This window comes from Shewanella sp. MM_2022_3, assembly GCF_022557375.1.
Taxonomy (GTDB): Bacteria; Pseudomonadota; Gammaproteobacteria; order Enterobacterales; family Shewanellaceae; genus Shewanella; species Shewanella xiamenensis.
Map to the genome: position 1 here is coordinate 1 of NZ_JAKZGV010000090.1, position 4570 is coordinate 4570.

The 4570-nt window shown below is 47.8% G+C and carries 2 protein-coding genes; both read right to left on the minus strand.

Features of this window, described 5'->3' with window-relative positions; translation table 11 throughout:
* Window positions 1-267: 267 nt before the first annotated feature.
* A complete protein-coding gene (locus MMG82_RS21055; protein WP_037428591.1) occupies window positions 268-1449 on the minus strand; it encodes an SO2930 family diheme c-type cytochrome in 1182 nt (393 codons plus the stop codon).
* Window positions 1450-1586: 137 nt separating this feature from the next.
* On the minus strand, window positions 1587-4304 hold the full coding sequence (locus MMG82_RS21060) for an SO2930 family diheme c-type cytochrome (RefSeq protein ID WP_241407390.1): 2718 nt from the start codon (window positions 4302-4304) through the stop codon (window positions 1587-1589).
* Window positions 4305-4570 lie beyond the last annotated feature (266 nt).

The following is a 4570-nucleotide window of genomic DNA, read 5'->3' on the forward strand; positions in this document are numbered from 1 at the left end:
ATCCATCATCTTCATCATAATCGCCTCGAATATTTAGCCCTAGACGATCTGATCACAATGCGGGGAATGAGTTCAAAAAAAATCCCTGAGCATTGTTCAGGGATTTGTGTATGAGAGACAGGCATTTGGCTGGCTTTTTTGCCGCGTTATCGTCCGTTTATGTAGAATAACTACACAGCACGGACTTTGCCTTGCATAAAAGCCAGCCACATTGCTGCAAAAATAACCCTGAAACGTCAACACGCCCTAGTACTACTCAGCACTTTCCTAAATACAATTCCCTAAACTCGGTGCCAGTGAATCTATCCATTGACGAATTAATTCAACGCCTTCTTGGTGCTCAAGATTGCGACCGATAGGCGGCATGCGATCTTTCGGTTCAGAGAGCGTTTGGCGATACAGCAAAATCGAATGTTCAGCATTGCCGGGGACAATATCGTAATCAAGTCCTTTCGCACCGCCATCCCATCCCGGAGGCTGCTTGCAGATCCCATATTGATAACTGGTGTGATCGATATAAAAACCGAGGCGTAATCCAGAGATACTGGCAAAGCCTTTAGCGCTATGGCAGTGGGCGCAGTTTACATCTAAATAGCCCTTAGCGCGGGCGGTTAAATCGGCTTGATGGTTGTCAATTGCATAGGTTTTGGCCACTTGGCTTAACTCGGGTAACTGCTCAAGCTTGCCTTGTTTGGCCCACAGGCTGAGTTGATTGACGCTTTGTCCTTGGTCGACGATGTCGCGATTCAATAAGTGGGCTTTAAGGCCAATCGGAATGATTTGGCTGCTGTTATCTTGGTTGGTTTGGTGACAAATTTTGCACTCGGCGCGGCTCGGTATGTTGTAATCGAAGCTTTGGCTTTGGCCTTGGTTAATCAGGGTATGATGCACGCTTGCGCCGGCGGTAAGCAGCTTTGCCTCACCTTGTTGCCATTGATAAACCAGACTCGTCCAACCTTGAGGGCGTTTTATCAATAGCCGCGTTTCGATTAGCGTTTCGTTGGCTATGCCTGTGATAGCCGTATCCTGTGGCAGAGCAAAGGTTTTAACCAGCACGGCGCCAGTTGGAAACTCAAATGCCTCCTGCGCTTGGTACTGTATGCTGCTGCCCGCGGGTAAATAGATAAAGCGGTATTTGCTGGCATAGTTAGAAAACAGCTGCGTAGCGAGCTGATAGCTAAACCCCGGAGCTTGTGGTTGTATGGTTGGGTTTGTCGGGTCGATAAAGAGACCATATTGACTTAACACTGGGCAGTCTTCTGCCATCAAGGCGGGCCAGTTAACTTGCCCTGAAGTATTAACACAAAGGCTAGTTGGTATCGTTGGATTGGTTGGGGTCGTGGGCGGCGGTGTTTGGCCGCTATCGCTGCTTTGGCTGTCACTACCGCCGCAGGCTGTGAGCAGCACAGTGATAATCAACACCAACGAAAGTGTTTGGCGATTTTTCATGGATTATCAGCTCGTTAAGATGTCATTAGAAAATAAGAAGGCCTCGAGTTGGCCTTCAATGTCAGGGGTCGCTCTGTCTTGAAGTGGTAAGCAAGTGGGTGATTGCAAGCATGCTTTCACCCACTGTTACGTTAACGCTAGCGTGAGCAGCTTGCTGCGGGTAGACGTTTAATCCATTCGCTGATCAACGCTACGCCTTCATCATGGGCTAAGCTTCGGCCAATTTCAGGCATACGATCGCCCGGAGTCGTGCTTTGCATTCTAAAGTGCAGGATGGACTCAGCGGCATTGCCTGGGACTATATCGAAACCTAAGTTTCCACCGCCATAGGCAACCGGTGATTTACAGGTGCCATGGGAGAAACCTGCATCATCGCTGTAGCCACGCCAGTACTCGAGTTTTAGGCCAGTATTAGAGGCGTTGCCCTCGGGTCTATGGCAATGGGCGCAGTTGATGTCGAGATAACCCTTAGCCGTTTGCATTAATGCGGTATCGCTTAAGCTTGCGACGGTCGCTTCGTCACCATCGTGGTAGGCGGGCACTTGTGGCACTTGGCTTAGGTTGGGCAATCCTTGCAAAATACCAAGGCTTTCCCATTTCAGCAGTTGGTTCATACTGCCATCTTGATAGCTGAAATTGCGGTTCAAATGGCGCGCCTTAGGACCAATAGGCACAAACACGGCGTTGCTATTGTTATCAGCTTTAAACTGGTGACACTGCTTACATTGGTTCATGCTCGGAACCATGTAGTTAAAGGTCAGACTTTCCCCTTTATGGCTCAACGTTTGACTGCTAATCGCTCCCGCTTTCGCCAACGTGGCATCGGTTTTATCTGCATTCCACACATAGGGCAGTGCGCTCCAGCCCGTTGGACGATGGATGAGTAAGCGGGTTTCAATCAAGCTCTCGTTGCTAATACCGCGCTTACTGGTATCGCTTGGCAAGGCAAAGGATTTGACGATAACGCTCCCCACAGGGAAATCAAACGCTTCTTTTTCGGAGTAACTGGCTTTTTGTCCCGAAGGTAAATACACAAAGCGATATTTACTGGCGTAGTCAGTAAAGAGCTGCGTGTTGAGATCGTAAGGGACACCACCTGAATTCGGGCCTGTGGTGGGGTTTTTGGCATCACTAAACAGGTTGTAATCCGACAGTTTAGGACAGTTTGCTTTCAGCAGTGCATCCCAACTAACATTTGAGCCAGTCGCTTTACACAGACTTTGATCGCCATCGCCGACTAAACCCCCTTCGCCTTCACCGATAGTACCACCGCCACCGACCAATACGCCGCCATCACAACCTGCGGTATTATCGTCAACCCCGCAGCCAAATACTTGGCCCGCGAAGGTGACGGTATGCACAGGCAGACTCACTTGAGTACATTTCAGCAGGTTGTTCTGGGTTTTCTCGTATTGCACATCGGCGATGCTGATATCCGTATTGCTGTTGGCATAGAGCCGGCCATAGGATACGTTGCCGTTATCACTGGCGCAGACGTTATCGCTACCGTCAGTGGCAAAGGGCGTCTCTTTCAAACCGAGGTAAGCGGCGGTACCGTTATTGGCAAGCATTTCCCCTAAGCCGTCGTAGAGTACGCCGGGTAACGTGCCATGATTTATGATATAGGCTCGAATAATATCTTGAATTAAATAACCTTTTGGCTTGCTACCATAATCGGTAATTACGTTGTCGTGTAAATAAATATTACGTGGTACAGGACGCCAACCATCCTCAATCGCTTGACCAGGTTGACCATAGTTGCCGACAAAGGAGGTCATATCGGGTTCTGCAATAAAAAAGCTACTCACAGTCACTCCTAGGGTGTCGTGACGGGTAATTTGGTTATTGAAAATTTCCACATCTGCGGTGGATAAAATGATCACTCCAGTGCCTGGCGGCACAATATGCACACCTGCGGGGTTAGCAGAAGCATTGGCGAAGTTCGGCGTGTTGTTGTCATACACTTTGTTGTTGAAAATCCGCACGCTAGAGCCGTATCTGTGGTTATTGATCGGCAAGTCGAACACTAAAATCCCACCCGTATTACCCATCGCTTCATTGTTATACACGTCGGCATATTTGGAGTTTTCGATTTCAATCCCCGCCACGTTTTCTTTGGCGATATTGCGACGCACCACAATATATTGGGACTGCCCAACATAAATCCCCGCATCGGCACTGCCGCGAACATAACTGTCTTCAATCAGAATGTTTTCACATTCAACCGGATACAAACCATAGGCACCATTATCTTTATCGAGTTCGCCTTCCCATACTGCACCAACGCGGCGCAGGATAATGCCGTTAGTGTTTTTAAGTTTGATACCATTGTTTTTTGCCTCATTAACCGACAGATCTTGAATGGTAATGTTGAGAGCGTTTTGGACGAAAATCCCATCTCCCGAGTTCGCTTGGGCGAAATTAAGGATAGTGTCCTTCATCCCGTAGCCCATGATAGTGACGTTTTTGGCATAACTGCCATCCCCATCTACATCGCCATCAAACAGCAAAGTTGAGTCGATATTAAAGGTTCCTTTAGGAAGCACGATCACTGCACCACTTTGCGCGTTAATTAAGGCTTCTTGAATACGCATCGTGAGGTTATCGCCAGCGGGGATTTTGATTGCACCTTCGGGAAAGGTGGGTCCAGTTTCAGGTGGCTGCACCACGGGTGGCGTTACCACTGGTGCAGGATCATCGTCTGAAAAACAACCTGTTAGATTGAATGCCATTAATAGAGCTATGCCTGTAGGCATTAGCCAATTCGCCTTACGATTGGGGTTGCTCGGCAAAAAATGACGCTGTTTGGCTGTCGATTCTTTGCCTAAGAGTGAGTGGATTGTCTTGTTGGACATAGGTGCTCCTGCTTTTGTTATAATTTCGTTAACAGGATGCGCTAGGAGCTGAAAAAGGCAATGTGAAATATGGCCAAAATCATGCCGTGTACAGTGAAGGATAGGACATGCAACCTATTCATTTTTTTAGAATGGTTAAGCCAAAAAAGCTGACCACTTAATGGCTGTTTTAAACTATTTGGGGAATATTTAAGCCAGATTAGAACAAAGTGTTTACAAGATGAATAAAACATCATGAAGCGAATGATTAATTAGATTGCCTCTCC